General features: G+C 73.7%; 25 protein-coding genes. 13 read left to right on the top strand and 12 right to left on the bottom strand.

The genetic code is table 11. The features are described 5' to 3' along the window. Window positions 1–42: 42 nt before the first annotated feature. The gene (locus ACZ6TV_RS07350; RefSeq protein WP_465296299.1) at window positions 43–726 is read left to right on the top strand and encodes a hypothetical protein; all 684 of its coding nucleotides are present in this window, start codon (window positions 43–45) and stop codon (window positions 724–726) included. Here the strand turns inward: ACZ6TV_RS07350 and ACZ6TV_RS07345 are convergent. Continuing rightward, window positions 716–1,975 (bottom strand): hypothetical protein, encoded by a 1,260-nt coding sequence (locus ACZ6TV_RS07345; RefSeq protein WP_465296298.1) that lies wholly within the window; start codon window positions 1,973–1,975, stop codon window positions 716–718. The two genes, ACZ6TV_RS07350 and ACZ6TV_RS07345, sit on opposite strands and share 11 nt — an antisense overlap. A 197-nt stretch (window positions 1,976–2,172) precedes the next feature. Between ACZ6TV_RS07345 and ACZ6TV_RS07340 the strand changes: the two genes are divergently transcribed. Both ACZ6TV_RS07340 and ACZ6TV_RS07335 read left to right on the top strand, forming a co-directional pair. Then, window positions 2,173–4,290: an alpha-L-fucosidase gene (locus ACZ6TV_RS07340; RefSeq protein WP_465296297.1), complete on the top strand. Its 2,118-nt coding sequence runs from the start codon at window positions 2,173–2,175 to the stop codon at window positions 4,288–4,290. Window positions 4,291–4,303: 13 nt separating this feature from the next. Beyond that, entirely contained in the window at window positions 4,304–4,612 is a 309-nt protein-coding gene (locus ACZ6TV_RS07335) for an L-rhamnose mutarotase (RefSeq protein ID WP_465296296.1), read from the top strand. On the opposite strand, the gene ACZ6TV_RS07330 is transcribed toward ACZ6TV_RS07335, so the two are convergent. After that, window positions 4,564–5,193 carry a GNAT family N-acetyltransferase gene (locus ACZ6TV_RS07330; protein WP_465296295.1) on the bottom strand — a complete coding sequence of 210 codons (630 nt, stop codon included), beginning with the start codon at window positions 5,191–5,193 and terminating at the stop codon, window positions 4,564–4,566. The genes ACZ6TV_RS07335 and ACZ6TV_RS07330 overlap by 49 nt on opposite strands. 57 nt (window positions 5,194–5,250) lie before the next feature. Here ACZ6TV_RS07330 and ACZ6TV_RS07325 point away from each other — a divergent pair, with 57 nt between their 5' ends. Continuing rightward, a complete protein-coding gene (locus tag ACZ6TV_RS07325) occupies window positions 5,251–5,763 on the top strand; it encodes a GNAT family N-acetyltransferase (RefSeq protein ID WP_465296294.1) in 513 nt (170 codons plus the stop codon). A gap of 2 nt (window positions 5,764–5,765) precedes the next feature. Further along, window positions 5,766–6,272 carry a hypothetical protein gene (locus ACZ6TV_RS07320; protein ID WP_465296293.1) on the top strand — a complete coding sequence of 169 codons (507 nt, stop codon included), beginning with the start codon at window positions 5,766–5,768 and terminating at the stop codon, window positions 6,270–6,272. Window positions 6,273–6,278: 6 nt separating this feature from the next. Here the strand turns inward: ACZ6TV_RS07320 and ACZ6TV_RS07315 are convergent, their stop codons facing one another. The 4 genes from ACZ6TV_RS07315 to ACZ6TV_RS07300 form a co-directional block, all read right to left on the bottom strand. Beyond that, complete coding sequence (locus tag ACZ6TV_RS07315; RefSeq protein WP_465296292.1) at window positions 6,279–7,034, bottom strand: phosphotransferase family protein; 756 nt, start codon at window positions 7,032–7,034, stop codon at window positions 6,279–6,281. 43 nt (window positions 7,035–7,077) lie between these two features. Then, window positions 7,078–7,632 carry an MOSC domain-containing protein gene (locus tag ACZ6TV_RS07310; protein WP_465296291.1) on the bottom strand — a complete coding sequence of 185 codons (555 nt, stop codon included), beginning with the start codon at window positions 7,630–7,632 and terminating at the stop codon, window positions 7,078–7,080. A gap of 117 nt (window positions 7,633–7,749) precedes the next feature. Then, entirely contained in the window at window positions 7,750–8,256 is a 507-nt protein-coding gene (locus ACZ6TV_RS07305; RefSeq protein ID WP_465296290.1) for a DUF4240 domain-containing protein, read from the bottom strand. A gap of 85 nt (window positions 8,257–8,341) precedes the next feature. Then, window positions 8,342–8,698: a hypothetical protein gene (locus ACZ6TV_RS07300; protein ID WP_465296289.1), complete on the bottom strand. Its 357-nt coding sequence runs from the start codon at window positions 8,696–8,698 to the stop codon at window positions 8,342–8,344. A gap of 197 nt (window positions 8,699–8,895) precedes the next feature. Between ACZ6TV_RS07300 and ACZ6TV_RS07295 the strand changes: the two genes are divergently transcribed. The 4 genes from ACZ6TV_RS07295 to ACZ6TV_RS07280 all read left to right on the top strand — a co-directional run bounded on the left by ACZ6TV_RS07295 (window position 8,896) and on the right by ACZ6TV_RS07280 (window position 12,855). Then, window positions 8,896–10,329, top strand: coding sequence for a peptide MFS transporter (locus tag ACZ6TV_RS07295; RefSeq protein ID WP_465296288.1), 1,434 nt, complete (start codon window positions 8,896–8,898; stop codon window positions 10,327–10,329). 13 nt (window positions 10,330–10,342) lie between these two features. Continuing rightward, window positions 10,343–10,777 (top strand): hypothetical protein, encoded by a 435-nt coding sequence (locus tag ACZ6TV_RS07290; protein WP_465296287.1) that lies wholly within the window; start codon window positions 10,343–10,345, stop codon window positions 10,775–10,777. Between the two features lie 199 nt (window positions 10,778–10,976). Continuing rightward, window positions 10,977–12,266 carry an outer membrane protein assembly factor BamB family protein gene (locus tag ACZ6TV_RS07285; protein ID WP_465296286.1) on the top strand — a complete coding sequence of 430 codons (1,290 nt, stop codon included), beginning with the start codon at window positions 10,977–10,979 and terminating at the stop codon, window positions 12,264–12,266. Window positions 12,267–12,357: 91 nt separating this feature from the next. Beyond that, entirely contained in the window at window positions 12,358–12,855 is a 498-nt protein-coding gene (locus ACZ6TV_RS07280) for a TolB family protein (RefSeq protein ID WP_465296285.1), read from the top strand. A gap of 2 nt (window positions 12,856–12,857) precedes the next feature. Here ACZ6TV_RS07280 and ACZ6TV_RS07275 read toward each other — a convergent pair whose 3' ends face one another. Then, complete coding sequence (locus tag ACZ6TV_RS07275; protein WP_465296284.1) at window positions 12,858–13,322, bottom strand: hypothetical protein; 465 nt, start codon at window positions 13,320–13,322, stop codon at window positions 12,858–12,860. A 214-nt stretch (window positions 13,323–13,536) separates the two neighbouring features. Here ACZ6TV_RS07275 and ACZ6TV_RS07270 point away from each other — a divergent pair, with 214 nt between their 5' ends. Continuing rightward, window positions 13,537–15,219, top strand: a complete 1,683-nt coding sequence (locus ACZ6TV_RS07270) for a serine/threonine-protein kinase (RefSeq protein WP_465296283.1) — start codon at window positions 13,537–13,539, stop codon at window positions 15,217–15,219. 4 nt (window positions 15,220–15,223) lie between these two features. Here ACZ6TV_RS07270 and ACZ6TV_RS07265 read toward each other — a convergent pair whose 3' ends face one another. Further along, window positions 15,224–15,808, bottom strand: a complete 585-nt coding sequence (locus ACZ6TV_RS07265) for a hypothetical protein (protein ID WP_465296282.1) — start codon at window positions 15,806–15,808, stop codon at window positions 15,224–15,226. Between the two features lie 82 nt (window positions 15,809–15,890). On the opposite strand from ACZ6TV_RS07265, the gene ACZ6TV_RS07260 reads away from it, so the two are divergent. Continuing rightward, window positions 15,891–16,808 (top strand): hypothetical protein, encoded by a 918-nt coding sequence (locus ACZ6TV_RS07260; RefSeq protein WP_465296281.1) that lies wholly within the window; start codon window positions 15,891–15,893, stop codon window positions 16,806–16,808. A gap of 38 nt (window positions 16,809–16,846) precedes the next feature. On the opposite strand, the gene ACZ6TV_RS07255 is transcribed toward ACZ6TV_RS07260, so the two are convergent. Further along, on the bottom strand, window positions 16,847–18,238 hold the full coding sequence (locus tag ACZ6TV_RS07255; protein ID WP_465296280.1) for a hypothetical protein: 1,392 nt from the start codon (window positions 18,236–18,238) through the stop codon (window positions 16,847–16,849). Window positions 18,239–18,308: 70 nt separating this feature from the next. Next, window positions 18,309–19,337 carry a hypothetical protein gene (locus ACZ6TV_RS07250; RefSeq protein WP_465296279.1) on the bottom strand — a complete coding sequence of 343 codons (1,029 nt, stop codon included), beginning with the start codon at window positions 19,335–19,337 and terminating at the stop codon, window positions 18,309–18,311. A gap of 60 nt (window positions 19,338–19,397) precedes the next feature. Between ACZ6TV_RS07250 and ACZ6TV_RS07245 the strand changes: the two genes are divergently transcribed. Then, complete coding sequence (locus ACZ6TV_RS07245) at window positions 19,398–19,979, top strand: TetR/AcrR family transcriptional regulator (protein ID WP_465296278.1); 582 nt, start codon at window positions 19,398–19,400, stop codon at window positions 19,977–19,979. On the opposite strand, the gene ACZ6TV_RS07240 is transcribed toward ACZ6TV_RS07245, so the two are convergent. Continuing rightward, window positions 19,953–24,860 carry a tetratricopeptide repeat protein gene (locus tag ACZ6TV_RS07240; protein ID WP_465296277.1) on the bottom strand — a complete coding sequence of 1,636 codons (4,908 nt, stop codon included), beginning with the start codon at window positions 24,858–24,860 and terminating at the stop codon, window positions 19,953–19,955. The genes ACZ6TV_RS07245 and ACZ6TV_RS07240 overlap by 27 nt on opposite strands. Before the next feature lie 68 nt (window positions 24,861–24,928). On the opposite strand from ACZ6TV_RS07240, the gene ACZ6TV_RS07235 reads away from it, so the two are divergent. Next, a complete protein-coding gene (locus tag ACZ6TV_RS07235) occupies window positions 24,929–25,417 on the top strand; it encodes a cupin domain-containing protein (RefSeq protein WP_465296276.1) in 489 nt (162 codons plus the stop codon). On the opposite strand, the gene ACZ6TV_RS07230 is transcribed toward ACZ6TV_RS07235, so the two are convergent. After that, on the bottom strand, window positions 25,332–26,138 hold the full coding sequence (locus tag ACZ6TV_RS07230) for a hypothetical protein (protein ID WP_465296275.1): 807 nt from the start codon (window positions 26,136–26,138) through the stop codon (window positions 25,332–25,334). The genes ACZ6TV_RS07235 and ACZ6TV_RS07230 overlap by 86 nt on opposite strands. Between the last annotated feature and the right edge of the window lie 184 nt (window positions 26,139–26,322).

Here is a 26,322-nt window from a genome sequence, read left to right as displayed (position 1 = left end):
CCCGGACCGCCGGTGATCCACTGAGCGGCTAGCGTGCGCGCCATGAAGATCCGGCACGTCCTGCTGGCGTTGGCGGTCGCGGGGGTCGCCGCCTGCGACACGTCGCACCCGCCGGTCGTGGAGGCGCGGCCCGCGTCGGAGCCGCCCGCGGTCGTCGTGGCGTCCGCCCCGATCCCGTCCGCACCGGTCCCGACCGCGCCGCGCACCAGCGCTCCCACCACCTCCGCGGCCGCGCCGCAGACGCGCGGCTGCAGGGCGGCGGATCTCAGGGTGAGCAGCACGAACCAGGGTTCGGAAGGGGTGCCGGCGCCGTGGACGTTCGCCGCCCGGGTGGCGCTGACGAACCGGTCGTCCGGCGTGTGCACGCTCAGCGGGTGGGCGCAGTTCACGATGGTCGGGGTTCGGCGCGGGTGCGAGGACAACCCGTTCATGGCGACCAAGTGCGCGCCGGACCTGCGGGCGCGGCCCGAGCAGAAGGTCAGCCGGGTCGAGCTGCGGCCGCCGCAGGTGTACGTCGTGCGACCCGGCGAGTTCGTCGCGTTCGACGCGCTGTGGAACCCGCTGCACACCGCGAACACCGAGGAGTGCCCTGGACCCTGGTTCGCCGATCCGTTCCGGGCGGAGATCCGCGTGCCGGGCGACCCGGCGCCGGTCCTCCTGGAGCCGGTGCCGCTGCAACCGTGTCACGGGGAGGTCGGCATCACCGCCCTCGGCGTCACCGTGTGAGCAGGCGGTCGAGCCAGCTCTCCGCCCGCGGCGTGACCGGGGGCAGCTCGCTGCCCGTCGCCGGGCGCGCGTCGAGCGCCGCCTGCCGCAGCAGTGCCGTGCCGACGTCGCGGCCGCCCATGACGGTGACGGTGAGCAGGCCGCGGCGCACCGCGTAGCCGTGGGTGGCGCCGGTGTCGCGGAAGACCGGCCCGCCGGGTTCGGTGACGCAGTACGCGCCGCGGCACAGGTCGGCGTTCCGGTCGGTCGTCATGGTGATGCCCAGGTTCTGCACCGGTGGCACGTTCGCCGGCTCCAGGGTGACACCGGGCGGCTCGCCCTGGACGCGGGTGAGGTAGCCGGGCGCCTCGGCGGTGTAGAGGCCTTCCTTGCCCGCGGCGCTCAGCGCGGTCAGCTCGGCCGGGGTCGCCCGGTGGACCGTCGCGGCGGTGTCGCGCAGCACCTGACGGTCGACGGCGTGCGGCCCGGCGACCACGACCAGCAGCTCGCCGAAGGCCAGCTGGTAGCCGTGCCGTTCGCCGCCGCGGCGGTAGACCTGACCGTCGGGCTCGGCGGCGCACTCGGCGCCCTGCAGGCCGCCGCCGCGCGCCGTCTCGCCGCACGGGCCGGGGTCGTGGATCGCGGCGCCACGGGCGTAGGCGGTGACCGTGATCCAGCGCTGCGGCGGGATCACCTCGGGGACGTCCGGGAGGAACGCGCCGGTGCCGACGTGCCCGCCGAACGAGGTGTCCATCGGGTGGTAGCCGGGGATGGCGACGACGTACGGCGGTTCCTGCGCCGCCGGCCCGGATCCGTTCAGCGTCGCGAGACCGGCGAGGGTGAGCACGAGCACCGTCGCGGGCGCGACGGCGCGGGCCCGCCAGCCGCGCAGCAGTACCCCGGCGACCAGGGCGAACGCGCAGCCGCCGCACAGCACGACCGGCGTGGTGTCGGCCGTCCCCCCGGTCAGCGCCCACCCGACGCCGCACAGCGGGACGCCGAAGGTCAGCACGAGCACCGCCCACAGCACGTGTCCGGCGGTCGTGCCGCCGAGCGTCGACGCGGCGGCCGTGTGCCTGACGGTCAGCCACAGCAGGGTCCCGAGGGCGCCGGCGGCGACGGGTGCGCCGACCACGAGCGTGCCGACCCCCTGCATGTACACGGCGGCGGCGACGAGCAGGCCAGCGGCCGGCAGTCCGAGCGCGCCGATCACCCATGCGGCGACCAGCTGTGCGACCGCCTGCGCGGGTCGGCTCGCGTCCTCGTCCATGGCTGCCAGCATCGTACTGCCGCGCCTCGGCGGCTATCCGTCGTCGTACTCAACCGACCTAGGTACCGATAAAGATCGGATGTCTGAATGCCTGTCACTGCGCGAATCGGCACGAGAAGTGCTTGACACGGGAGATACATCCCATGTTAACTCGACGGCACTCGTTGGTCCCTGTCAATGCGTCAGGAGGCGGCACGATGCGGTTGAGGGCACTGATCCCGTTGCTCGTCATGGCCGCGGGAGTGCTGGCGCCGGTCGCGCCGGTCGCCGCCGCGCCCGGGGACAACCTCGTCGCCGACGACGCGCTGAGCGCGCCGCGCACGCGGTGGTTCGACGAGGCCAGGTTCGGCATGTTCGTCCACTTCGGACCGTATGCGGTCTACAAGGGACAGTACGGCTCGTGCCGTGGCGCGGAATGGATCAAACGCGAGTGCGGCATCCCGTGGAGCGACTACGAGGCGAAGGCCGCCGCGTTCAACCCCGCCGCCTTCGACGCCGCCGCGATCGTGCAGCTCGCCAAGCAGGCAGGCCAGAAGTACATCGTCATCACCAGCAAACACCATGACGGCTACGCGATGTGGCCCACCGCCACCAACGCCTGGAACCTGCGCGACCATTCCAGCCTCGACCCCGGCCGGGACCTGCTGCGGGAGCTGAAGACCGCCGCCACCGCGCAGGGCATCAAGCTCGGCCTCTACTACTCGATCTGGGACTGGCACAACCCGGACTTCACCGCTAATTTCCCTCGCTACGTGACCACGATGAAGGCCCAGCTCCAGGAGCTGGTCACCGCCTACGACCCGGCGCTGCTGTGGTTCGACGGCGAATGGACCGAGACCAACCCCACCAACCCGTGGTCCCCGCAGGACGGCGAGGACCTGGAGCGCTACGTGCGGGGCATCTCGCCGCAGGTCGTCATCAACAACCGGGTCGGCAAGCGCCGCGCCGTCGACGGCGACTACGGCACCCCGGAGCAGGAGCTCGCCGCCGCTCCCCCGGCGGCGCAGCTGCAGGAGTCGTGCATGACCATCAACAACACGTGGGGCTACGCGGCCTGGGACACGGCGTTCAAGTCGCCCACCACCCTCGTTCGGGACCTGACGACACTGACGAGTAACAGCGCCAACCTGTTGCTGAACATCGGCCCGACGGACACCGGCGCGGTCACCGCCGGGCAGGCCGACGCGCTGCGCGGCGTGGGCACGTGGATGGCGACGAACAGCAAGGCCGTGCACGGCGCCGGCCACACCGGCCTCGTCGAGCAGCCCGCGTGGGGCCGGGTCAGCCGCAGCGGCGGCAAGCTGTACCTGACCGTCAACGCCTGGGCCGGCACCCTGCACCTGCGGCAGCGCTCGCCGTTCACCATCACCGGTGCCCGCGTCCTCGGCAGCGCCGCACCCGTCACGGTCCGCACCGCCGGCGACGGCTTCGACCTGCTGCCGGGCGGCGGCCCCACCAACAGCATCGCCACGGTCATCGAGGCGGACATCGCCGCGCCGGTACCGGCGGCGACCGGCAGCGGGACCGGCCTCAAGGCGGAGTTCTGGCCCAACCCGACCTTCAGCGGCGCGCCGCTCGTCACCCGCACCGACCCGACGGTGAACTACGCCTGGCGGTCCGGCGGGTCACCGGCCGCGTCCATCGGCACCGACAACTTCGCCGGGCGCTGGACCGGCTCGATCGAGCCGCGGTTCTCCGAGCGCTACACGTTCACCGTCGTCTCCGACGACACCGTGCGCCTCTGGGTCGGCGGCGAACTGCTGGTGGACAACACCACCCCGCACGGCCCGGCCGTCGACCAGGCCGGCGTCACGCTCGTCGCCGGCCGCCGGTACGACATCCGCCTCGAACACACGGAACGCGGCGGCGAGGCCTACGTGAAACTCATCTGGTCGAGCCCGAACACGCCCGCGCAGGTGGTGCCCAGCACCCAGCTCTTCCCGGCCGCGGGCACGACCGTCCGCCGCAACGACACGGCCGCCACGTACACCGCCGGCTGGTCGACGAGCACCGGCCGTGGTCTCGGCGACTTCAACGACGACGTCTCGTACACGACGACCGACGGCGCCTCGTTCAGCTACACCTTCACCGGCACCGGCATCGACTACCTTTCCGAACGGTACAGCGACCAGGGCCTCGTCGACGTGTACCTCGACGGCACCCTGCGGGCGACGGTCGACACCGCGAGCGGCCCGCGCCTGACCCAGCAGGTCGTCTGGAGCGCCCGCGGCCTCCCGCCGGGCACCCACACCCTGCGCGGCGTCAAACGCTCCGGCACGTACCTGCTCGTCGACCGCTTCGACGTCACCGCGTGAAAGGCCCGGCCCGATGCGCGTAGCCCTGCACACCCGCCTCCGCCCCGGCGCCGAGACCGCCTACGAGCGGGCACACCGCGAGGTCCCCGCCGAGCTCGTCCAGGCGATCCACCGGGCCGGCGCGCACCGGTGGACGATCTGGCGCTCCGGCCTGGACCTCTTCCACGTCATCGACTGCGACGACTACCCGCGGCTGCTCGCCGAACTCGCCGGCCTGCCGGTCAACATCGCCTGGCAGGCCCGCATGGCCGAACTCCTCGACGTCGCCCACGACTACACCGACGGCGACGCGGGCCTGCCGGTCGCGTGGGAGCTGACCTGACCGCTCGCGAGCCGCCCGGCCAGCCACGCCTTCGCCGCGGGCCACTCGGCCCGTGACATGGTGTACCGCAGCAGGCCCGGCTCGGCGGCGGACCCCGGCTCCTGCCCGGCAGGGGTGGCACCGATGCGGGTGATCGCCTCCCGCGAGCGGAGGTTGCCCGCGCTGATCCGCCACCCGACGGACGCGTAACCGAGCGTCTCGAAGGCGTACGACATCGTCAGGAGCTTGGTCTCGGTGTTCGCCGCGGTGCGCCACCACCGCCTGCCGAACCAGGTGCCGCCGATCTCGATGCGCCCGTCCGCCGCGTGCCAGCTGTGCAGGTTGGTGGTGCCGATCGCGGTGCCCTCCGCCTGACTCAGCACGGCGAACGCCACCCGCTTCCCGCCGGCGACGTCCTCGAGCCGCCTGGCCACGATCTCCCGCAGCTCCGGTTCGGTGCGCGGTGTCGGCGCGCTCAGCCACCGCCAGACCTCGTCGTCCCCGCCACCCGCGGCGAAGAGGGCGGGGACGTGGGACCCGGCAAGCGGTTCCAGGCGGACATGACGGCCTTCGAGGACCGTCGGTCCAGGAGCTGACGGCATGGCGGGACGCTACCGGAACCGGCCAGAACGCGTCGGGCGCGCCGGTACGATGCGGGCGTGAGCGGGTGGGAGACACGGGCCGAGACCGCCGGCGACGCCGGCGCGGTGCACGACATCAACGCCGGGGCGTTCCCGACCTCGGCGGAGGCCGATCTCGTCGACGCGCTGCGGGACGACCCGCAGGCCTGGATCGACGGGGTGTCCGTGCTCGCCGTCGAGGAGGACGGCACGCCGGTCGGGCACGCGCTGCTGACCCGCTGCCACATCGGCGGCGTGCCGGCGCTCGCGCTCGCGCCGTGTGCGGTGCTGCCCCGGGCGCAGCGGCTGGGCGCCGGCTCGGCCGCGATCCGGGCGGCGCTCGAAGCGGCCCGGGCCATGGGCGAGCGCACCGTCGTCGTCCTCGGCCACGCGGAGTACTACCCGAGGTTCGGCTTCACGCCGGCCTCACGGTTCGGGATCCGGGCGCCGTTCGAGGTGCCCGACGAGGCATTCATGGCCCTCGCCCTGGACGGCGACGACAGCGGCGTCCCGGCCGGCACCATCGTCTACGCCGCACCGTTCGGCATCTGACGGTGCCCGGACACCCCGTGGCGCGGATGGCGTCGGTGTTCGAGATCGACGGGCGGCTGCTGCTGCAGACCGTGCACTCCTGCGGCGGCGCCGGGCTGGCGGACCGGCACCTCGACGTGCTCGACGGCTACCCGGACATCGCGCCCGCCGCGGTCGGCCGGGCCACCATGGCCGCCCTGGCGAGGTGCCGCGAGGTGCCGTGGCCGACGTCGTGGCCGACGCTGCGGGAGGCGACGGCACCCCACCTGGAGCACTCGCCGCGCCGGTACCGTTCCTTCCGGTCGTGGCAGCGGGCGGCCAGGTACGTCGGCGTCCGCGCCACGACGGAGACCGTCTCGGTCCACCGCTGGCTGCCCGACCTCGGCCGCGGCAGCTGGGAGCCCAGGCCGGCCGACGAGCCAGACGACGGCTGGACCTACGACGTCGACATCGCCGGCGACTGCGGCCCGGACGATCTCGGCGAGGCGATCCTCACGGTGCTGCGGCCACCGCCGCTGCGAACGGCCTAGTGTGCGTCAGTTGAGCAGGCCGAGGAGTCGTCCGGCTTGCCGGTCAAGGGTCCCGGGTGGGTTACGGCGTTCGGCGGGGCCGCCGGGACGGAGCATGTGCAGCCAGAACACGGCGTAGAGCCGCCGGGCGTCGAGCAGCCGGTCGCCGTCGAGGTCGAACCCGGTGAGGAACCCGGTCCAGTCCGCGTGCCGGGCGGCGAGGTGTTCGACCAGGTCGGCCAGTTCGAACTCGGGGTCGGACCGGCCGGCGTCCTCGAAGTCGACGATCCGGATCCGCTGCCCGTCCCACAGGTAGTTGGCGAGGTTCGGGTCGGCGTGACCCAGCACGGTGGTGCCGGCGGGACCGAGGCGGAGCCCGGCCAGGAAGGACCGGGCGGCGTGGACGGCCTCGCCGGCCGTGCCCGGCAGGTCCAGGCTCGCCGTGCGCGCTTTCATCAGCGCGTGGAGCTCGGCGGGATGGTCTCGCCGGGCGGGCAGGTCCGCGCACGGCACCGACCACAGCCGGCGCAGCGATCGGGCCAGCGCGGCCTGCTGCTCGGTGTCCGGGTCGCCGGTCAGTGCGGTGCCGGGCAGCAGGGCCATGGCGATGGCGGGTGGGTCGGCGTCCAGGTCCGCTGCGAGCGGTTCGGGCACCAGGTCGGGATGTCGCGCATGTACCCGGTGCAGCACGGCCCACTCCCGGCGGTGTTCCCCGCGCGACCACGACACGTACCGCTTGGTGAGCCGGCCCCCGTCGACGTGCAGTTGATGCGTCTGCGACACCCGTCGAACCTACTGCCGCCGCACAACACCCACAGGGGCACGTTCAGACGCGGTCGAGTGGCTCGTACGGGGGCGGAGGCAGCGACACCTCGATGGCGTCGCCGGGGGTGACCGGGCCGCCGTGCAGGACGACGGCCATGATGCCGGCCCTGCGGATCAGGCGGCCCTCTTCGTCCTTGCCGAGGACGGACTTGAGCAGGCCGGGGCGGAAGTCGTTGATCTGGGCGCAGGGGTTGCGCAGGCCGGTGACCTCGATGACGGCGTCCGGGCCGAGCCGCAGGACCGTGCCGCGCGGCAGGGCCAGGACGTCGACGCCGCGGGTGGTGATGTTCTCGCCCAGCTGGCCGGCGGCGACGGCGAAGCCCTGCTCCCGCAGCTCGTCGTGCAGCTCGGCGGGGATCAGGTGGACCTGCCGCAGGTTGGGCTGGGTCGGGTCGGCGGCGACGCGGGAGCGGTGCTGCACGGTGACGCCCGCGTGAGCGTCACCCTCGACGCCGAGGCCCTCCAGCAGCGTGATCCGCCCGGTCTCGGACTTGCTGAAGCGGTGCTGGTCGTCGCGGCAGACCGCCACGACCACCGGCTGCGTCGTCCCCGTCATACCCACCAGTGTCACAGACCTGGGCCGTGACCCACTTCCGACGGACTCGTCACCCAAGGTGACGAGCCTCAGAGAGCAAAGCGCACATTTCTCCCCCATCGGCCTGTCGAGCAGGGACTAGTCGAGGACGGCGTCGAGGCGCGGCAGTCGACGGCGCCTCTCGTGTTCGTCGTCGAAGTCCCAGAACTCGGTCAACTGCGGGTAGCTGGGCGTGTCCGTCAGCGCCTGGCCGGTCCGGTTCCAGTAGACGCTGTGCGCCACCCCGAACATGTCCTCGGCCTCAAGATCCAGCCCCTCCCGCACCGCCGGCACGTCGGCGAGGGTGTCCGGATCGACCACAGCCCGCTCGAACACGTCCCGGCCCTGCGCCATCAGCCAGCCTCGGAAGTATTCGAACCCGTCGTCTGAGCAGCCGCCGTTGATCAGATAGGCAGCACCCCACAGGTCCACCCGGTAGGAGCGCGCTCGCAACTCCCACTCCGCGCGGGCCAGCTCGGCCACCTCGTCCAGCGGCATCGCATCGAGCAGCTCCCGTGCGCGCCGCCCCACCGAGTCCGCGTCCGCCGGATCCAGCGTCGAAACCCGCGCCGCTTCGACCAGCTCCCAGAACCTCTGCACGCTCATGATCTCACGATAGGGACCCGCGAGCTCTCGATGGCAGCGCACCGCGAGTGGTCTCATGGACGCTGGTCCCTGCACCAGGTCCGATCTACCCGCGCTCCCGGCCCGGCAGGGATGCCCCGCGGAGGAACGCTTCGTACACCTCACGGACATCATCGTCGATCTCGGGCCGGATGTTGCTGTAGCGAGTGTCGGCCCGGTCACGGTGGGGCCCGGAGAGCCAGTATTCCTCGTGCGTTTCGACGTCGTAGAAATTGGCGTCGAACATGCCCGGCCAGCGGTGGAGGGTCCTGCCGTGCCAGTAGGCCGTCTTCCAACTCTTGTTGAAGCGCACACGGCTGATCCAGGCGGGTCCTTTGTCGGTGTTGTGACCGGTTTTCAACTGTACGAACATCACTCGCTCGGCCATGAACGACATCGTCCAGCGGATCACCTCGGCGCGCATCGCCATTACGCGTGCGGCGCTTCATCGGCCAAGCCCACCTCTCGTCCCACGCGCGCGCATCGGCAGGGGTTGCGCTCCGGGTCACGGGTCCGCCGAGAGTGAACCGGGGGCCAATTTATCGCTGTCGATGCGAAAGTCGGCGCGGAGCGGGTTGGAGCCGGGCAGCCCGGGGTAGGGCGCGCGGTATGAGCGGCGGTATGAGCAAGGAGCGGACCTTCTTCGGGCAGCCGCCCGTCCTCGCCAACCTGTTCGGCGTCGAGCTGTGGGAACGCTTCTCGTTCTACGGCATGCAGGGCATCCTGCTGATCTACCTCTACTACGGGGCCTCGGAGGGTGGGCTCGGGATCGACGAGGCGACCGCCACGAGCATCGTCGGCGCGTACGGCGGCGCGGTCTACCTGTCCACGATCCTCGGCGCGTGGACGGCCGACCGGCTGTTCGGCGCCGAGCGGGTGCTCTTCGGCAGCGCCGTGCTCGTCATGGCGGGGCACATCGCGCTGGCCACCGTCCCCGGGCTGGCGGGTGTCGCCGTGGGGCTCGTGCTCATCGCGATCGGCAGCGGCGGCGTCAAGGCCAACGCGACCTCGCTCGTCGGCACGCTCTACGCCGAGGACGACCCGCGCCGCGATGCCGGGTTCTCGCTGTTCTACCTGGGCGTCAACCTCGGTGCGCTGGCCGGGCCGCTGCTCACCGGCCTGCTGCAGAAGACCGCGGGCTTCCATTACGGCTTCGCGCTGGCCGCTGCCGGCATGGCGGCCGGGCTGGTCCAGTACACCATCGGCCGGCGGAACCTGACGGGCGCCGCCCGCGAGGTGCCCAACCCGCTGCCGGCCGCGAGACGTCCGGCGGCCGCCCTGGTCGGGGTCGCCGCCGCCGCGACGATCGGGGTGGTCGCGTTCCTGCTGCCGGCGTCCCGGCTCGCCACGGCCGTCGTGGTCGTCAGCGCCGGCGCGGCCGCCGCGTACTTCGTGGTCATCCTGTCCAGCCGCGCGGTCACCCCGGTCGAGCGCCGCCGCATGATCGGGTTCATCCCGATGTTCGTGGCCAGCGCGGTGTTCTGGTCGCTCTACCAGCAGCAGTTCACCGTCGTGACGATCTACTCCGACCAGCGGCTGGACCGCACGGTCCTCGGCTGGGAGATGCCCGTCTCGTGGGTGCAGTCGATCAACCCGGTCTTCATCATCGTGCTGTCCGGAGCCTTCGCCGCCCTCTGGACGCGGCTCGGCGACCGGCAGCCGTCGACGCCGGCGAAGTTCGCCGCCGGGACCGCCGTCATGGGCCTGGCGTTCCTGGCGTTCCTGCCGCTCGCCGGCGGCGGGCCCAGCAGCGCGCCGCTGCTCGCGCTCGCCGGGATCCTGCTGCTCTTCACGATCGCCGAGCTGCTGCTGTCGCCGGTCGGGCTGTCCCTGGCGACGAAGGTCGCGCCGGCGGCGTTCCGCACCCAGACCGTCGCGCTGTTCTTCCTGTCCGTGGCGCTCGGGACAGCGATGTCCGGGGTCCTCGCCCGCTACTACGACGCGGAATCGGAGGCGTGGTACTTCGGCGCGCTCGGCGCCGCCGCGCTGCTCTTCGGCGGGCTGCTCGCCGCGCTCATCCCCGCGATCAGGCGCATGATGGACGGCGTGCACTGACAGGAGGCCATCGATGCGGCTGACGGCGGCGCTCGCGATCGTGATGCTGGCCGGCGCGTGCACCGGCGGCAGCGCCGACCCGGTGCCGACGCCCGAGGTGCGGCCGTCGCCGGTCACCCGCCGGCTCGCGCCCGGCGTCCAGGTGGAGCTGACCGCCGTCGTAGCCGGCGTCTTCGGCCCCAACGCGTTCCTGGTCGAGGACGCCGACCTGCCGGCCGACGGGCAGGTCGTCGTGTCCGACACCCCGGTGACGGTGGTGCTCACCGAGCTGGTGACGGTGTCCGGCCGCACCGCCGCTCTGGACCAGCCGGCTCTGCGCCGCTACGGGGCACCCGACACGGCCGTGGTCGTCGTCGCGACCGCCGTCCGCCGCTACCTCCCCGCCTGTACTGATTCCGCAAAATCGGACACCCCACCAATATGTTCGATGCCGGCCCCGGTTGGGTAGCGCCCTGCCCGGCGGGGCGGTTACACCGGGGGTCAGCCAGTCCGCGACCAGCACAGAGGTGTACGACCCGTCCGGCGCCGCATGAAACGGCGCCGCGCGCGAAAAGCGGGATCCGCATCGAGGGGTGCGGATCCCGTCCGCATCTCGCGGGCGACGGGCCGGCCTGCGGGCATCTCCCGGAGTCGATAGCGTGGTCGCCATGCGGTGGTCTGTCGTGGGCGTCATCGGGCTGGTCGTCGCGGTCGCCGCCTGCGGTCCCGCCCGGCGGCCGGAGCCGACGGGTCCGCGACCGCTCTGGACGGTGCCGGTCGACACCGGGTCGCAGGACGTCGCCGTCGTCGGCGGCACCGCCGTGGTCATCGGCGAGACGACCCTGCTGGGCCTCGACAAGGAGACCGGCACCCAGGTGTGGCACCGGACGCTGCCGGACAAGGCGACCGCCGTCGTCGCCGGCGACCGGGTCGTCATCCAGCAGCCGGAGTCCGGGCCGGTCCTCGTCATCGAGGCCGCGACCGGCTCGACCGCGTGGGGCACGCCACCGTCGCTGTGGCGGCCCGTCGTCTACGCCGACACCGTCTACAGCGGGGACTGCCCGGCCGGCGGCGCCGTGTGCACGCTCGTCGCCAGCGACGTGCGCGACGGGCGGGAGCGGTGGCGGCTCGCGGGCGCGACCGGCAACGTCGGCACCGACACGATCGGGCGGCGGGGTCCGTTCGCGCCGCAGGCGGGTCCGCGGTTGCTGCTGACCGGCGCGCCGGGCAAGGGCGGGCTCACCCTGGTCGACCCGGCGACCGGTGCGGCGTCGGCGGCGTCGGTGCCGCGCGGGCGCGGCTGGTTCGCGCTCGCCGCGGGTGAGCTCCTCGTCACCACCGACCATGACCCGCCGTCCGGTGACCGTGAGTGCACGGTCACCGTCGCCGCGTATGACGGCGGCACCGGGAAACGGGCCTGGCCGGACACCGGTGACGCCGTCTACAGCGGCCGCGAGCGGGGCGGGGAGTGCCAGCGCGCGTTCGGCGACCGGTTCCAGGGACCGGTGCTGATCGGCGCCGGGACGAAGATCGCCGCGGCGACCTCCAACGACGCCGTCCAGGTGTACGACCTGGCGACGGGCCGGACGGTGTGGCGGTCCGACGAGCAGGGCGTGCCGCTGGAGAGCGACGGCACGACGCTGCTGGTGCGCGACACCGCCGACGAGGGCGGCTTCAGGCTGCTGGACTTCCGGACTGGGGCGGTGCGCTGGCAGGCGCCGGACAGCGGGCTGTCGGGGCTGTCGGCGAGCTGGGACTGCGCGCTCACCGCCGGGCTCGTCGCCGTGCAGGGCGCGACCGGGAGCAAGCCGCACGTGGCGGTGTATTCGGTGCGCACCGGCCAGGACCTCGGCCGCTACGGCAGCTGGCTCGCGGGACTCGGCGACGACTGGGTCGCCACGACCCGCGGCTCCGGGGCGAGCCGGCTGGCCCTGGAGTTCTTCCGGGTGAGCCCCTGACGCAGGTTGCCGGCGGGAATCGTTCAGGTGCCGGCCGGTTGCGCCGATGGTCTCAGCGTCACACGGAAGCGACGGACCACAGGGGGCAAGGATGAACCGCACCACGATCACCAAGGCGCTCGCGCTCGCCGGTTTCGCCACCGCCGCGGGGCTCAGCAGCCTGATCGGCGCGTCCGCCGCGCACGCCGCGACCGGCACCGACGTCTACGCCCGCGACGGCGTCGTCTACGCCAGCACCGGCGGCCGTGAGGTGCGCCTCACCGAGGACCAGGTCAACGCCGAGCCGAGCCTGTCCCCCGACGGCAAGCGCATCACGTGGGTGCACAACAACACCGTCTGGGTCATGCGTGCCAACGGCGCCGGCAAGCACCAGGTCAGCGACCGCACCGCGACCGCACCCACCTGGGCACCGGACAGCACCCACATCACGTACACGGCGACGTCCTGCACCGGCGCCCCGGGCACGTTCCGCGTCGGCCTCGCCGGCGGCACGACCTCCGAGCCGGTGCTGCCCGCGGTGTGCCGCGACCAGGCCCCGCCGCAGGTCGGCTTCATCACCGACATCCCCGGCGACGACCAGCCCGCCTGACGCTACCTGCTCAGGACGCAGTAGATCGGATCGCTCGGCCTGCTCTTGTAGTACTCGAGGTGCTCGAAGCCGCCCCAGTTGCGTTCCGCGTGGGCGCTGAACTCCTCCCCGCCGCCCTCCTTCGGCTGGAACCGGACCTCCTGGTCGGTGTCCGCGGTCGCGGCGAAGATCTTCCACGTGAACTCCCCGCCCGTCGTCACCTCGACGTCGTCGGCGGAGCCCTTGACGTGCTCCTCGCGGATCGGCAGGTCCTTGACGGTGGCGGTACCGTCGCCGCGGATGCTGACCGAGCCACCGCAGTCGCTGGACCAGTCACCGATCACGTCCTGATCCGTGAACGTGTCCCGGTCCCCGCCGAAGATCGAGTCCAGGACCACGGCGGGCCCCTCGCAGCAGCCGCAACCGAGCAGCAGGGGCAGGATGAGCATCGCGCCGGCGACCCTCGTCGCCCGGGACCGTATCGCCATACCGTGATCATCCGCTGTGCACCCATCGATGCACAGCGTGTCGGTACGCACAGACGACCATCACACTCCGCGGGGCGTCCCGCGCGGCGCGGCGGGCATACACTCCGCGCCCGGACGGCCGTGTGCGGTTGTCCTCGGTGCCAGGTGTTGGCAGAATCCCGCTGTCCGGCTGTCCTCGTGTCCAGGTCGGTCATGGCCTGCGGAGGGAGACCCGGTGATCGGCGCGGGAACGGTTCTGGCCGGGCGGTACGAGGTCGGGCAGCATATCGCCAGCGGCGGCATGGGTGACGTGTGGCAGGGCCACGACCGGGTGCTGGGCCGGACCGTCGCGATCAAGCTGCTCCGCGCGCCCGCGGGCGAGCCGTCGTTCATCGAGCGGTTCCGGGCCGAGGCGCGCACCATGGCGACGATCAGCCACCCCGGGGTCGTCGACGTCTACGACTTCGGTGACGACCCGGTCGCCGGCGTGTACCTGGTGATGAAGTACATCGACGGCGAGTCGCTCGCCCGCACCCTCGACCGCGGCGACCGGAAGCTGACCGCGGAGGCGACGATGCGCCTGGTCGCGGAGGCCGCGGAGGCGCTGCACGCGGCGCACGAGAAGGGCGTGACGCACCGCGACGTCAAGCCCGCCAACCTGCTGCTGCGCCCCGACGGCAGCACCGTCCTCACCGACTTCGGCATCGCGCGGTCCTCCGCCAGCACCCACGAGACGTCGATGGGGCTGCTGATGGGCACCGCGTCGTACATCGCGCCGGAGCGGGCCGGCGGCGAGCAGGCGACCGCCCAGTCCGACATCTACTCCCTGGGCGTCGTCGCGTACCGGTGCCTCGCGGGTGACCTGCCGTTCACCGGCGAGAGCATGCTGCAGATCGCGCTCCGGCACGCCCACGACGCACCACCCCCGTTACCGTCCGATGTGCCCCTTGCCGTCCGGGATGTGGTCGTACGGGCGCTGGAGAAGGACCCGGCGGACCGCTGGCCCACCGGCGCCGCCCTCGCGGCCGCGGCGCGCCAGGCGATGGCCGCGGAGCCGACCGTCCCCGTGACCCCGGTGCTGACCCGCCGACCGCCGCTGGTGCTGGCCGGGTTCGTCGCGGTGCTCGCGGTCGTCGCCGTCGTCGCGGCGTTCCTCGTGTTCGGCGGCCGCGACCCCGGCACGCCCTCCGCCGCCGGCACCGGCGCAGGCACCGGCGAGACGGACCCGGCCGCGGCCGCCGGGCTCACCGATGTCCCGCTGCCGAGCCCTTCGACGACGGCCTCACGCGCTGCCGGCCCGGCGTCGGCGGCTCCCGGCACCACCGCCGGTCCGGCGACGTCCGCCGCGGCAGGTGTACCGGCGGCGCCCGGCAACCTGACCGCGACCCCGGTCAGCGCCACGACGATCCGCCTGCAGTGGGCCGACAACTCGGGCAACGAGACCGGCTTCAGCGTCCTCAACGGCGCGACGTCCCGCACCACCGGCGCCAACGCGACCAGCCTCAACTGGGACGGCCTGGCACCGGACACCCGCATGTGCTTCAAGGTCCGCTCGTTCAACGCGACCGGGCCGTCCGCCTACCACCCGGCCGCGCAGGGTGACTGGGTCTGCGCCACCAGCCTCGCCGGCTCCGGCCCCGCCGCGCCGACCGGGCTGTCGGCGACACCGACCGGCCCGACCGCCATCCGCCTGCAGTGGACCGACAACTCGGGCAACGAGACCGGCTTCACCGTCATCAACGGCGCGACGTCCCGCACCACCGGCGCCAACGCGACGTCGCTCACCTGGGACGGCCTGACGCCGGGGACCTACATGTGCTTCAAGGTCCGCGCGTCGAACGCCGCCGGCGTCTCCGCCTATTCGCCGCCCGCCCAGGAGGACTGGGCCTGCACCACCACGCCGGCCGCCCTTCGCTGACGCCCTACCGCGGCCCGGCGCCGTCGAGGCCTCGGCGGTGGTGTTCCAGGAGCGCGGCGAAGTCGGCGCCGGGGCGGTCGAGCCAGGCGTCGGCGAACGCGACGTCCCAGCCGAAGGTGTCCCGGTTCCAGCGCAGCTCGTCCGCGTAGGTGCGCACGGTGCGGGCGTACCGCAGCAGCGAACTCGCCCCGAGGACGCCGAGGACCGCGGCGAACGGCAGCATGAAGCGGCGCATCGCCCGGTTGGTGTGCGGCGGGACGGTGGACAGGAAGCGCTCCGGCGACCGCAGGCGGAGGCCCACCATCCCGCCGGAGGCCGTCGTGTGCGTCACCGCCTCGATGTCGGTCCAGGCGATGACGCCGCCGGTGCTCAGATGCAGGCCGTCGGGGGCGAGCGTCAGCTGCGACCTGCCGTGCCGGGCCGCGCGGCCGACCACCAGGGCCGCGCCGCCGCCGAAGAAGCCGATCGACAGCAGCCCCTCCAGGACGTGGCCGGTCGCGAGCAGATACCCGCCCACGGCCACGAACCCGAGCGCCCCGAGCAGCACCGGCAACAGCTTCCGCAGGCGCGGGCGGATGACGAGAGGCACATCGGGCACGGTACCCCGGCTGACCGCCGGGTCGTGTCCTCCGCGTGGCCTGACCGTTGTCGATGGCTGGGATCCTGGGCCGATGAACAGGCGGGGGCAGGTTCTGATCGTCGTGCTCGTCGGCGGCGTGGTGTGCGTGGTGCTGTGGGCGTGCACGCGCGGCCTGGCGATGTCGGCGTTGTCCACCGGTGAGGTGACGGCGGTCGTCGAGGGCGACCGGCCGGGCACCGTCGTCGTCGAGACCATCCGCCGGGACAGCGCCACCGCATGGCGCGTCGACGACACCGGCGAGGTCGTCGAACGCCTCGACGGCGGCAGCGGCGGCCGCGGTACGCCACAGTCCCGGCACTGCCAGGGCGACGTCTGCTACCGGGTCGCCGGCGATGCGCTCCGCGTCGAGCAGAGCCGTGACGGCGGCACCACGTTCACCCCGGCGTGGGAGGTGGGCGGCGCCTCGTACACCGGCCTCAGCGGCGAATATCCGGACCTCGGCGACCCGGCGCTGCACCTGGCGTCGCGGTCCCTCGTCGTGCACGCCGTGCCGGGCGGCCACGTGCTCTTCGTCGCCAACGGCCGCGACGGCCTGCTGTACCGCGACGTGCACGGCCACTGGGAGCGCCGCGGCATCCCGGACTCCGGCGAGGGCTGCTGCTTCTACAACCCACCGGCCCGCATCGGCGGCCCGCCGGTCGCCGTCCTGGCCGTGCCGGTCGGCGCCGCCACGGCCATCGCCATCCTGGTGACCGGCCTGGTCACCGCCGCCCGCCGCCGCCACTGGCGCGAGCTGCCCGTCGTGGTGGCGCTCGCGGTCACCGGCGGCGTCGGCGCGGGCCTCGTCGCCCCGCTCACCGACGTCGGCATGTTCCCCGGCTGGATGTACTCGGTGCCGATCGTCCTCGGCATCGGCGTCGGCGGCGGCCTCCTCGTCCGCTGGCTCACCACCTCAGCGGTCACGCCGGCGTCCAGCCACCACCCCGCGGCGACGCCTCCCGTGCCGTAGACACCGTCCACGGCGGGATGCTTCACGTCCGGCCCGGGTCAGTCCGCCGCGAGCCACTCGCGGTCGAGTTCGAACGTGATGCGGAAGCCGTCGTCGCGGTCGCCGGCGCCGAGGTCCTCGCGGGCGCAGAGCGGGGCGCCGTCGACGAACTGCTGGCGGTACGCGGTGCCGCCGGCCCACTCGTGGACGGTGACCCGCAGGCTGAACGCGGCGGCCAGGCGCATCGCGTGGAGCTGGGTGCGGCGAGGCATCGCGCCGGTGACGAAGTCGGGATCGAGGGCGCCGGATCCCGTTACCGTGAAGCGCAGCGGAGCCTCGACGTCGACGTCCAGCCCGTCGCGGCGGATGGCGTCGACGAGCGCGCCGGGCAGGCCGGGATCCGTGCGCTCCAGACCGATCCACAGCCGCGGCATCAGGCGGGCGCAGCGGGTGAGCTCGAAGACCGCGATCGTCGAAGCGGAGTACTCGCCACGGCGACCCGGGCCGCGCACGTCCCGCCAGAGGGCGCGGTCGTGCGGGAGGCCCGCGGCGGCGAACATGGGGCGCGAGCCGAGGCCCCACATGCCGTCACGGTCCGCGAGCGCCTCCGCGAATGCGGCCTGCTCGCGTGTCGCCGTCGCGGGTGGCGGCAGGCCGGCGGGGAACGCGACCCGCAGGTACGGGCCGACCGACCCGTCGCGAAGGTCGGCGGCGGCCAGCGCGGCCGGCAGCAGCCGCGGGAACGACGAGACCCGCTCGCACACGGCGGTGATGAGCTTCGTGTGCGACGCCATGTTGAACTGCGACATGAACATCAGTCGGTACTGGGGCGCGCAGAAGGGCTCCTCGAATGCGTGGTCGAACGCGCGAGGGTGTTCGGCGGCCCGTACGAGCAGCTCGACGGCGATCTCGTCGGTGGCGAGGGCCGGGGCGAGGGCGGCGCAGATCCGCACGCCCGGCCGCGGGTCGTCGAGCCAGTCCCGGGGCGCGACGCCGAGCTCGCCGAGGTCGACGACATGACTGGCGCACACGAGCCGGTCCTCGGCCGACCGGGCGGCGGACACGTGATACGCGATGACGTCGTCGCGGTGGGTGGCGAGGGCAGGATGCCGCACGAGCATCGCCGCCGCGGACGCCGCCGTGGCCCGGGTGCTCAGCGGCCAGGCCGCGGGGACGGGCCACAGGGCGGCGAAGATCTCGGGGAGCAGGTCGGCGGCGGGGGCGACCCGGGCGATCTCGCGGAGCAGGAACACCATGCCGGTGCGGATGGTGTCGTCGCCGGCGCCGAAGGCCGGGTCGTGCACGGCGGCCAGGAGATGACGGACGACGGGAGCGGTTTCGGCGGTGAGCGCGCCGCCTGCGAAGGCCCGCCGCCACACGTCCACATAGGCGTCGGCGACGGCGGGCTCGTCGGTGCCGCTCAACGCCGCCAGCCGTGCGGGTAGCTCCATCGCGACCATGATGCCACCGCCGATGTGGCATGGAGGGCCTTGCGAGCAGCAGGGCCCGTTGCCGCCCCGGCTATTCGGCCCGCTCGGGCTTGCCGGGCTGGTCGGCGCGGGTGCGGCCGTATTCGGCGAGGGCGTGGAACGCGGCCTTCGGTGTCCACGAGCCGTCCGGCAGCACCCGGACGATCCCGCGCGCGACGAGGTCGAAGTCGCGGTCGGGGTCGTCGGTGGTGGGCAGGTGCCGGTTCGCGAAGGTGTACACGAACGCCGCGTCCACTCCGCCGGCCTCGTAGTCGCGCAGCAGGTCGAGGATGTAGCGGGCCTGGCCCTCCTCGTCGCGTTCCAGGCCGGGGGTCAGCCGCTCGGCGTGTCCGGTCGCGTGGTCGTACGTCACCGGTTCGGCCGAGCCCGCGACCTCGCCCGCGCCGCGGAACGTGCAGCAGCCGAACTCGGTCGCGGCGTACGGCTTGCCCTGTCCTGTCGCGGCCGCCAGGGTCTGCGGGAACGCCGCGGCGTTGGTGGCGTCGCGGTAGCCGGCGTCGCTCGCGATGATGTCGAACGCCGTCCAGTCGACGGATTCCAGGGGGATCGAGGCGTACGCGACGGGGCCGCCGAACCGCTGCCGCACCGCGGGCACGGCCTCGGCGAGGAAGTCGCGCACGGCGTCGCGTGCCCTGGGGACCGCTTCGCGCAGGCGCATCGGATCGGTGAACAGGGCCATGCGCTCGGTGAGGTCGCGGCCCGGCAGGAACCCGTCGGTGAACATGGCGATCTCGGATCCGGTGACGTAGACGACCCGCGCCCCGCTCCGCCGGATCCGTTCGGCCCGCTCGGCGCCGTCGAGGACGAACGCCATCAGCCCGGCGCGGTCGAGGCCGTTGGTGAACGGACAGTACCAGACCTCGAGGCCGAGCTCGGCGGCGTGCCGCGCGGCCAGCTCGAGCCGGTCCTGCACGCCGCCGGTGATGCGCACCGCGTCGCAGCGCAGCTCGTCGCGGATGACGCGCAGGTCGCGCCGCACGGTCCGCGGGTCCCACGGCTCGTGGGTCGTGGAGCCGGCGCTGACGAAGCCGGTGTCGTAGTTCATGCCGAACACGCGCATGGCACTCCTTCGTAAGGTACTTCGCGTACCTTATAGGGTACGTCGAGTACCCTGCAAGCCATGACGACACGGCGCCGGGGTTCGGAGCTGGAGCGGGCGATCCTCTCGGCGGCGGCCGAGGAACTGCGCACGTCCGGCTACGCGGGGATGACGATGGACCGGGTCGCCGCCCGCGCCGGCACCAACAAGAACGCCATCTACCGCCGGTGGCCGCACCGGGCCGCGCTGGGCATCGCGGCGTACCGCCACCTCTCCGACGCCGTGCTGCCGCAACCCGACACGGGCACCCTGCGCGGCGACGCCCTGGCGATGCTGCGGGCGGCGAACGAGACCTGGTCGTCCCCGCACGGCGCGATCCTGCGCGACCTGCTCGCGGCCGCCGCCGACGACCCGGCGCTGCTCACCCTCATGCGCGAACGTTCCGGTGCGGACGCCATGGACCGCGCCTGGCTGTCGATGCTGTCCCGCGCCGCGGCCCGTGCCGAGGCCCCGCCGGCGGCCGTGCACCTGCGCGTCGCGACGACCCCGATGATGCTGCTGCGCGCCGAGTACGCGATGCGCGGCATCCCCTCGGTCGCCGACGAGATCCTGGTCGAGATCGTCGACGAGGTCTTCCTACCCCTCGTCCGCGGCCGCGGCTGAACGGGTAGCGTGCCGCTCCCTGATCCGCCGCGCTTCCGTGACGGCCGCCGCCGCGTCATCCGGGCCGGACTTCTCCAGGAGCGTTGCAAGATTCGTCAACGACGTGGCGAGGCCGGGCTCGAACGCGGCCGGATTCACCGCTGCCAGCCTGCGATACACCGCCACGGACTCGGTCGAGGCGGTCAACGCCTCTTCCTCGCGCCCCATGTCCGCCAGCCGACCACCGAGGTTGTTCAACGACGCGGCGAGGCCGGACTCGAACGCGGCCGGATTCACCGCGACCAACCGGCGGCGCACCTCCACGGCTTCGACCGCCGCGGCAAGCGCCTCCTCCGGGCGCCCCACCTCCACCAGCCGACTGCCGAGGTTGTTCAACGACGCGGCGAGGCCGGACTCGAACGCGGCCGGATTCACCGCGACCAACCGGCGGCGCACCTCCACGGCTTCGACCGCCGCGGCAAGCGCCTCCTCCGGGCGCCCCATGTCCGACAGCCGGTTGCCGAGGTTGTTCAGCGACTGGGCCAGGTCGGGCTCGAAGGCGGCCGGGTTCACTGCGACCAACCGGCGGCGCATCTCGACGGCTTCAACGGCGGCGGCCAGCGCCTCCTCCCAGCGGCCCACCTCCGACAGCCGGTTGCCGAGGTTGTTCAGCGACTGGGCCAGGTCGGGCCCGAAGGCGCCGGGGTTCGCCGCGGCCAACCGGCGGTACACGCCGACCGCATCGGCACCGGCCGCCAGCGCCTCATCCCGGCGCCCCATCTCCGACAGCCTGACCCCGATGTTGTTCAACGACATGCCAAGATCGGGCTCGAACATGCCGGGGTTCGCAGCGGCCAACCGGCGGTACACGTCGACCGCTTCGGCGGTGGCCGCCAGCGCATCGCCTCGCCGCCCGAGGTCCGACAAATGGTTGCCGAGATTGTTCAGCGAAGACGCGAGGTGACGTTCGAACTCGGCCGGTCTCGCCGCGGCCAGCCGTCGCCGGATGTCGGCCGCCTCGGCGCTGGCCGCCAGCGCCTCCTCCCGCCGGCCGAGATTCGACAGGTGATTGCCGAGGTTGTTCAACGACAGGGCAAGGTCGGGCTCGATCTCGGCCGGTCTCGCCGCGGCCAGCCGCCGCCGGACGCCGGCCGCCTCGGCTGTCGCCGTCAACGCCTCCTCCCGCCGGCCGAGATCCGACAGGTCGACGCCCAGGTTGTTCATCACCAGGGCGAGGGCGGGCTCGAAGGCGACCGGATCCGCCTCGGCCAGCCGGCGGAACACCTCGACGGCTTCGAGCGTGGCGGCCAACGCGTCGTCCCGCCGTCCCAGTTCCGACAGCCGGAAGCCGTAGTTGGTCAAAGCGCCGGCGAGACCGATGGCGTGTTGCGTGGCGGCGGCGGTGTCGTGGAGGAGCCGCCGGATCTGGAGGTTGGCCTCGGAGTACGTGGCCGCTTCGTGCCGCCGGCCCAGGTCCGCCAGGACGAACTGCAGCTGGTTGCAGAGATCTGCCAGGTCACCGGGGTCGATGCCGGGGTCGAGGGCGTGGGCGGCGGTGAGGTGATGGTGTGCTTCGCGGAGGTCGTCGGCGTCGGCGGACGGGGGCTGGGGCCAGAACGCGACCCGCCACCGCCAGTACGCGGCGGCTCTCAGGTGCGCGTCGACGAGGCCGGCCGTGCCGCCGTCACGCACGGCGCGGGCGGACAGTGCGGTGGCGGTCCACCGGTGCACGAAGCAGGTCGCAGCTCCGTCCGGCCGGCGGCCCGGCGTGAGCAGACCACTGTCCACGCAGGCGGTGACTGCCCGGTCCAGCTGAGGGTCGGCGGTGACCTGCGGCCGCGGCAGGCGTCGCCGCAGCAGCGCGCCGATCTGCTCGCGCACCGCCGGCCCGGCCGCCGCGACCTGGTCCGGTCGCAGCCCGGCACCGGCCAGCACCTCGCCGATCCGCCGGTCGACGTCGGCGATGTGACCGGTCGGGTCGACGGCCGGGTCGAGGTCGCCGAGCTGGTACGCCAGGGCGACGCGGTCGACGGGCACCCGGTACACGCCGGCGCCGGTCAGCAGCCGGACGGCCGCCGGGACGGGGGCGAGCCCCTCCAGGAGCCGGTCGAGCAGGATGTCGTCGGCGGCGAGGGTGGCGACCTCGGCGATCGCGTCGTCCAGGGTGGCGTGCGCGCCGAAGTACGTGTCGATGTCAGGATCGCCGACCTCGGCGGCCGTCGCGGTGCGCAGCTGGTGCTCGACCGCCGTCGCGAGCCGCAGGGTCACGTCGGTGTAGCGGGCGGCGCCCCCGGCCAGCAGCGCGTCCACGTACTCCAGGCAGCGCGGATGCCCGCCGACCGCCCGCCACACCCGCTCCAGGTCGTCGCCGGCCATCCGGTCCAGGTGCGGCAGCGCCCAGGCGAGCTTCATCGTCTCGGCGAACGACAGCGGGCCAAGGTGGTGGAACGACAGGGCGCGGTGGGCGCTGCCCGGCAGCGTGAAGCGGTACCGGCAGGTGATCAGCAGGCGGCCGCGGCCGGGCCTGGTGACCAGTGCCGCCAGCAGCCATGCCAGCGCCGGCACCACGGGCTGGATGCCGAGCGCGACCAGGTTGTCCTCGAAGTTGTCCAGGACGATCAGCACCGGCAGGTCCGCCAGCAGGGCGTGCAGGGCGGTGGTGCGGTCGGCGAGGCTCCGCCCGGGGTCGGCGACGCGGGCCAGCAGCCGCAGCACCCGCTCCGGCGGCGCGGCCCGGGAGCGGGTGCCGCGCTCGTGGAGGCGGTCGTTGACCTGCGCGGCGACGTCGGCGAGGAGCTGCTCGCCGGTGACCGGGCCGGTGACCGCCACGACGACCCGGTCCGGTTCGCGTTCCAGGATCCGGGTGACCAGCTCGCCGGCCAGGGTGGTCTTGCCGACCCCGCCGAGACCGTGCACGACGATCCCGGCGGTCCGGCCGCCGAGCAGCGCCGCGGGCCACTCGCGTTGCTCGCGGCGGCGGCCGACCGCCTCGCCGACCTCGCGCCGCAGGATCCCGGCGCCGGGCCGCGCACCGGGAACCGCCGCGGGCGGGGCGCACGGGTCGATGACGGGCACCGAGCCCGACGGCGCGTACACCGACACGGTCGACCATTCCTGGAACGCGGCGAGCCGGCGGTCCCGGTCGTCCGCCGATCGTTCCAGCTCCGCCTGTACGGCAGCACGCGCCTCGGCGACAGCGGCCACGACATCGGCCGAGGGGTCGGCGGCGAGGGTGCCGTACACCCGGGCGAAGACCCGCGTGGCGTACCTGTCGCTGATCGACGTCTCGGTCGCGATCACCACGCCGGCACCGCGGGCCAGGAGCCCTTCGGCGAACGAACCGCCGCCCGCGGTGGCGTGCCGGGCCGTGTGGCACGCGGCGAGCGCGAACACGGGCGGGACCGCACCTGGCGGGACCGCCTCGTCCAGGAACTGGTCGGCGGTCACCCGCCGGGCCGCGCCGTCCTCGTCCTCCAGGACCAGCAGACCCGGCAGGCCGTGGCCGGACAGGTGCAGTACGTGCGCCGGAGCGCCGGCAAGGGCGGCCCGGATCGCGGCCGTGGTCGCGAAGTGCACCACCCGCACGTCCGCGTCGTGGGCCCGGGCGGCCCGCACCGCCGACAGGACGTTGCGGAGCTCCTGCTCGTAGTCGAGGACCACGCCGCCGCCGGTCAGGGGCGACGCGATCGCCACCACGATCCGCAGCGGACCCGGCAGCGCGACCGCCGCCGAACGGGCCTGGCGGAACGCGCGCACCTGCGGGTCGATCCCCAGCGGCCGGCCGGAGCCCGGCGACACCATCGTCTCCCACGGCAGCGCCGCCAGCCCCGGCACCACCCGCAACCCGACCCGCGTCGGCCGGTGCGCCGCCCGCGCCGTCCCCACCAGGTCCTTGAACAGCTCCCCGGCGGCACCGGCGAGGAAGTTCCCGGTCAACGCCCGCCCCACCGCGACGACCGGTGCTGCCGCGGTCCCGGCGACGCCGTCCGCGGGCGTCAGATCACGGTGCGCGGTGAGGCCCGAACGGGACCGGTGGAACGCGTCCAGCGACACCCGCAGACCCGGCACCACCCCCTGGTGCGGCACCGTCACCGCCTGCCGACCCTGCCCCGACACGGTCACCGACGCCGCGTCCACCGTGACCGTCACGTCCACCGCGGCGCCGACCGGCGACCGACGCACCAGCGGATCGGCGACGCCGTCCAGCACCAGCAGCAGGTCCTCGACGCGGACCACCCACACCGAGTCCCGCAGCCGGCCGTCGACGCTGTGGTGCCGGCCCGACACCACCCCCACGACCAGGCCGTCGGAGCGCCGCAGCACCGGGGCACCGCGCATCCCCGTGGTGACCGCCTTCGACTCCACCCTGCCGACCACGACGCCGTCGCGGGTACCGCTGCCCTCCAGCAGACCGGACGCCTCCACGAACCCGGGCCCCTCGGCCACGCCCGCGACCGTCACCGGCGTCGACAACGCCTGCTCACCGGTCGGCGCGAACCCGGCCACCACCCCTGGCAGCACCCCCTCGGCCAGCGCCACCACCGCGAGATCGTGGACGGGGTCGACCCGCAGCACCCGCCCGGTCGCCACCTCCGCTGCCGGCTCGAGACCCAGCGCGTCCACCAGCACGGCGGCGCCCACCTCACCGGACCCCACCTCGGCCAGGACGCGCCACGCCGTCACCACCACGCCCGGCGCGACCTGGAAACACGTGCCCACCGGCACGTTGCCGGCGGACAGCACCCGCCCCAGAAACCCGCCCAGCGCCACGGCTACCGCTGACGGACAGCCCGCCTGGCGGCGCACGACCGGGACCAGGGCGGCGCCGCGGCCGTGGCCTTCGGAGTCGAGGGTGAAGGTCACCCGCGAGCCGGTGCCGCCGTCGATCGGCTCGACGGTCACGGCGGCCGGACACCGGGCGCGCGGGCGGCGTAGCGTTCATCAGGTCACCGCCTGCCGAGGAGTGCCGCATGAGCGAGCCTGACGAGGTCACCCGCATCCGTCCCGAGGACCGCCGGGTCGACGACCCGACGCCGGGAAAGACCCGCGAGCAGGCCATCGCCGTCAACGGCCTGTGGTCCGGCCTGGTGCGCTCCGCGCCCGGCGCGACATCCGGATGGCATCATCACGGCGAGCACGACACGTCGGTGTACGTCGTGGACGGCACCGTCCGCATCGAGTTCGGCCCCGGCGGCGCCCAGGCCGTCGACGCGGGCCCCGGCGACTTCGTCCACATTCCCAGGCACGTCGTGCACCGGGAGAGCAACCTGGGGTCGACCCCGCGCAGGAGGTCGTCACCCGGTCGGGCACCGGCCCGGTCACCGTCAACGTCGACGGGCCGGCGCCCGCCGGCGGCTGACCGCGGCTCCCGTGTCAGCGCTTCCAGGGCAGGAAGCCGCGCTTGGGCTGGGGCGGCACCTGCGGCAGTGAAGCGACGAGGAAGACCGTCCCGGCGATGACGTTGCCGGGGGCCGGGTCGGCCGTGCCGGCGCCCACGGGCAGGCACACGTCGGTCTCGAACACGCCGCAGTCCACGCGGGCGGCGACGAACTGCTGCCCGGTCGCCGCCACGGTCTTGCGGGCCGCGTGCAGGACGGTGCCGTTCAGGCGGGCGTGCGCCTCCGCGTGCTCGGGGGCGCCGAAGACGCCGTAGGAGAGGAACGAGTTCGCCGCCATGCGCGGCGGCCACTGCCAGCCCCGCTCGACGTAGTGTGCGGGCGGCTCGTCCGGTTCGCCGGAGGACCGCGGGCTCAGCAGGCTGTCGTCGGACGCCGCGAACGCGTCGGCGTCGGCGTGGACGGACACGTCGACGCCCAACGCGACGACCGCCGCCAGGCCGCCCGACGGTGCCTGTGGCAGGAGCCGCCGCTGCTCGAACTCCGCGGCGAACATCCCGATCTTCTCGCCGTCGGTGTCGACCACGTCGGCGATCGTGACCTCGTCGTTGGCGTTGTGGACGTTGGCGAGCAGCGGGCCGGGCGCGCCGGCGTAGCACGGCAGGAACTCCACGATCTGCCGGCCGCTGGTGGCGACGACGACACGCGCCCCGCTCGGGTCCTGCCACCGGTGGACGGTCAGGTCACCGCTGCGCCCCAGCACGTCAGCGGTGCGCAGCGCGTCGGCGACGAAGCGTTGGAAGTCGTCGCGCCCGTCGACGGCGAGACCGAGGTTCGATGCCACGCGGGAACGGTAGTGCCGCGGCGGGGGGCGCGCACGCGGGTTTGCTGATCGGCACCGGCGACCGCAGTTCCGTGGCGGGGGAGGGGGGGGGGGGGGGGGGGGGGAGGGGGGGAGGGGGGAAGGGGGGGGGGGGGGGGGGGGGGGGGGGGGGGGTGGGGGGTGTGTTTTCAGATCTTCTTTCGGG

It is taken from the genome of Dactylosporangium sp. NPDC051087 (assembly GCF_055586325.1).
Note: the sequence above shows the minus strand (reverse complement) of the source record. Positions and strands in the feature narration are given on the sequence as shown.

Bases quoted from the DNA above. Each gene is read 5' to 3' on its own strand.
- ACZ6TV_RS07350 (WP_465296299.1), top strand. From the start codon at position 43: ATGAAGATCCGGCACGTCCTGCTGGCGTTGGCGGTCGCGGGGGTCGCC.
- ACZ6TV_RS07345 (WP_465296298.1), bottom strand. From the start codon at position 1,975: ATGGACGAGGACGCGAGCCGACCCGCGCAGGCGGTCGCACAGCTGGTC.
- ACZ6TV_RS07340 (WP_465296297.1), top strand. From the start codon at position 2,173: ATGCGGTTGAGGGCACTGATCCCGTTGCTCGTCATGGCCGCGGGAGTG.
- ACZ6TV_RS07335 (WP_465296296.1), top strand. From the start codon at position 4,304: ATGCGCGTAGCCCTGCACACCCGCCTCCGCCCCGGCGCCGAGACCGCC.
- ACZ6TV_RS07330 (WP_465296295.1), bottom strand. From the start codon at position 5,193: ATGCCGTCAGCTCCTGGACCGACGGTCCTCGAAGGCCGTCATGTCCGC.
- ACZ6TV_RS07310 (WP_465296291.1), bottom strand. From the start codon at position 7,632: ATGACGGGGACGACGCAGCCGGTGGTCGTGGCGGTCTGCCGCGACGAC.
- ACZ6TV_RS07305 (WP_465296290.1), bottom strand. From the start codon at position 8,256: ATGAGCGTGCAGAGGTTCTGGGAGCTGGTCGAAGCGGCGCGGGTTTCG.
- ACZ6TV_RS07300 (WP_465296289.1), bottom strand. From the start codon at position 8,698: ATGCGCGCCGAGGTGATCCGCTGGACGATGTCGTTCATGGCCGAGCGA.
- ACZ6TV_RS07295 (WP_465296288.1), top strand. From the start codon at position 8,896: ATGAGCAAGGAGCGGACCTTCTTCGGGCAGCCGCCCGTCCTCGCCAAC.
- ACZ6TV_RS07290 (WP_465296287.1), top strand. From the start codon at position 10,343: ATGCGGCTGACGGCGGCGCTCGCGATCGTGATGCTGGCCGGCGCGTGC.
- ACZ6TV_RS07285 (WP_465296286.1), top strand. From the start codon at position 10,977: ATGCGGTGGTCTGTCGTGGGCGTCATCGGGCTGGTCGTCGCGGTCGCC.
- ACZ6TV_RS07280 (WP_465296285.1), top strand. From the start codon at position 12,358: ATGAACCGCACCACGATCACCAAGGCGCTCGCGCTCGCCGGTTTCGCC.
- ACZ6TV_RS07275 (WP_465296284.1), bottom strand. From the start codon at position 13,322: ATGGCGATACGGTCCCGGGCGACGAGGGTCGCCGGCGCGATGCTCATC.
- ACZ6TV_RS07260 (WP_465296281.1), top strand. From the start codon at position 15,891: ATGAACAGGCGGGGGCAGGTTCTGATCGTCGTGCTCGTCGGCGGCGTG.
- ACZ6TV_RS07255 (WP_465296280.1), bottom strand. From the start codon at position 18,238: ATGGAGCTACCCGCACGGCTGGCGGCGTTGAGCGGCACCGACGAGCCC.
- ACZ6TV_RS07250 (WP_465296279.1), bottom strand. From the start codon at position 19,337: ATGCGCGTGTTCGGCATGAACTACGACACCGGCTTCGTCAGCGCCGGC.
- ACZ6TV_RS07245 (WP_465296278.1), top strand. From the start codon at position 19,398: ATGACGACACGGCGCCGGGGTTCGGAGCTGGAGCGGGCGATCCTCTCG.
- ACZ6TV_RS07235 (WP_465296276.1), top strand. From the start codon at position 24,929: ATGAGCGAGCCTGACGAGGTCACCCGCATCCGTCCCGAGGACCGCCGG.